Origin of the sequence: Muribaculum sp., from assembly GCF_029051885.1 — a bacterium.
Classification (GTDB): Bacteria; Bacteroidota; Bacteroidia; order Bacteroidales; family Muribaculaceae; genus Muribaculum.
In genome coordinates this window covers 1-2,363 of the sequence record NZ_JAIDKI010000127.1, presented here as the reverse complement: position 1 = coordinate 2,363, position 2,363 = coordinate 1, and the positions used below count along the sequence as shown (strand labels likewise).

Sequence of the window (2,363 nt, the reverse complement as noted above, 5' to 3'; positions counted from 1 at the left end):
TGCGGAGTTTGGAGGTGGCGCGGAGCAGTTTGCGGAGGCCCGACATCATTTCCTGCGACTCCTGGAGGGTGTTGAGGTATACGTAGGCTACCGTGAGGTTGCCGGTGGCTCCGTTGCGCAGATGGTCGTAGATGCTGTGGCACTCTCGTGATATGGTGTCCTTGATGAGGTCGCACTCTTTTCGGAGTGCGATTATGGCTTTTACGTCGCCGTTCTCGACAAGGGCGACAGCTTGGGAAATAGCGTTGATTATGCTGTCGCGAATCGGGGCGAATGTGTCGCGGTAGCTTTCTGGGAGCGGCCGGAAATTGTTTTCGACATGCTCTTTGCATACTTCGGTGATACGTCGCAGGTTGTAGTTCATCGACATGCATGAGTTGTTGGCCAGATGAAACCATGCGTTTTTTTCGATTGCCGTGTCGACATCTACGCGCCTTAGGCAGAGGGTCTCTTTGCGGCGTTCGTTTTTCAGCAGTTCTTTTTCCTTGTATAGCGCTCTGTCGGCGCGGCCGAGGGGCTTCACGTCGTCGCGTATGAAGGCGTCGGTAATGTCGGCGTAGGTGGTTGAGGCGAATTGCAGGAAGTGTTTCTGCTGTGTGGCGATGTATATCTTGAGCAGGTCCCAGGTCTGTTGCTTGTCGTCGGAGCTTAGTATGGCCTGGAACATGGCGTCGCCCCGGTCCTCCTGTTTCTTTGCTTTGAAGCGGAGGTTGCTTCTGATAATCAGGGCGACGGCTACGACACTTACGAGTATCATCACTACGCTGCCTCCCCAGTGCATGAGTGCCGCGATGATGGCTGCGCCGATGAATGCGACAGCAGCTGTGATAAACCATCCGCCGATTACGGATATCACTCCGGTGATGCGGAACACGGCGCTTTCGCGGCTCCAGGCACGGTCGGAGAGCGAGGTGCCCATGGCCACCATGAATGTTACGAAGGTGGTGGAGAGCGGGAGTTTAAATGATGTGCCGGCGGCGATAAGCATTCCGGCGAGCATTAGGTTGACGGAGCCGCGTATGAGGTCGAACGATGCACCCTGTTCGGCCTGTGTCCTGGTGGTGTCGAATCGACGGTCGAGCCACATTCGTACCTTGCGTGGTATATGGCGCTGTGCCCAGGAGTGTATCGAGATGGATGTGCGCACAATGCGGCGTGCGATTCTTGATGAGCCAAACATCTCGTCGCCTCCGTTCTGACTGCCGAGCCCGATTTCGGTTTTCGACACGTTCTGCGCTTTTTTTGATGTGGCGAGCGCTACTACCATTATCACTCCTGCCCCGATGAGGAAGTAGAGCGGGGTGTCGGCCGGATTGTTGAGGGCTCCCATTGTGTAGTCGTAGGGATTGCCGCTACCGTTGGCCATATAGTCCTGATAGGAGGCGAATCCGCTGAGCGGCACGCCGATAAAGTTGACGAGGTCGTTGCCGGCAAATGCCATGGCGAGTGAGAATGTGCCTATGAGCACCACTACCTTGAGCACATTGACTTTGAGCGCGTGGAGCAGCTGCATAAGCAGAGTGCAGGCTACGAACGAGCATCCGAGTATGGCTGCCGTGTGGGTGTTGATGTACTGTCGGGCTTCGGTAGTCATCCACGACATGTCCTTGACCCCTTTGAGGAGCATGAAATATATGATGGCTGTAGTGGCAATGCCTCCGTATATGCCGATTTTCCATTTCAGGCGGCTCTTGTATTCAAATGAGAATATGGCGCGGGTGATAAACTGTACTATCGTGCCGAATACGAATGCTATGGCTACCGACAGGAATATTCCGAGGATTACCGACAGAGCTTTTTCGGTGTTGAGGAGGTCCATCAGCGACAGGGCCGAGTCGTCGCCCCACATTTTTATCAGGGCTATCACGAAGGCTGCGCCAAGCAGCTCGAACACCATCGACACTGTGGTGGATGTAGGCATTCCCAGCGAGTTGAATATGTCGAGCAGTATGATGTCGGTCACAATCACGGCCATGAATATGCATATCAGGTCGTAGAATGAGAAGTGTTCCGGCCTGAATATTCCGTGTCGGGCTATATCCATCATGCCGTTGCTCATGGCTGCTCCGGCAAATACACCGACGGATGCTATTATTATGATTGTCTTGAATTTGGCAGCTTTGGTGCCTATGGCCGAGTTGAGAAAATTGACAGCGTCGTTGCTCACTCCCACCGACAGGTCGAATACGGCAAGGACAAATAAGAAAATGATAATACCTAAAAACAGAATATCCATATGACTCTAATTTATGGTACAAATGTCTACAAAAAAGATGTCATAATTATTACATAAAATTTAATATATTGTTTAGAGCTTGTTTAATAATAAATGTTACCGTCAGGGTCGGTCATTCGTCGAGCAG

1 protein-coding gene is annotated in these 2,363 nt (G+C 52.3%); it reads right to left on the bottom strand.

Features of this window, described 5'->3' with window-relative positions; all coding sequences use genetic code 11:
- Positions 1-2,236 (bottom strand): inorganic phosphate transporter (locus tag K2I50_RS05615; RefSeq protein WP_301025229.1); only part of this gene is annotated, 2,236 nt, incomplete at its 3' end.
- Between the last annotated feature and the right edge of the window lie 127 nt (positions 2,237-2,363).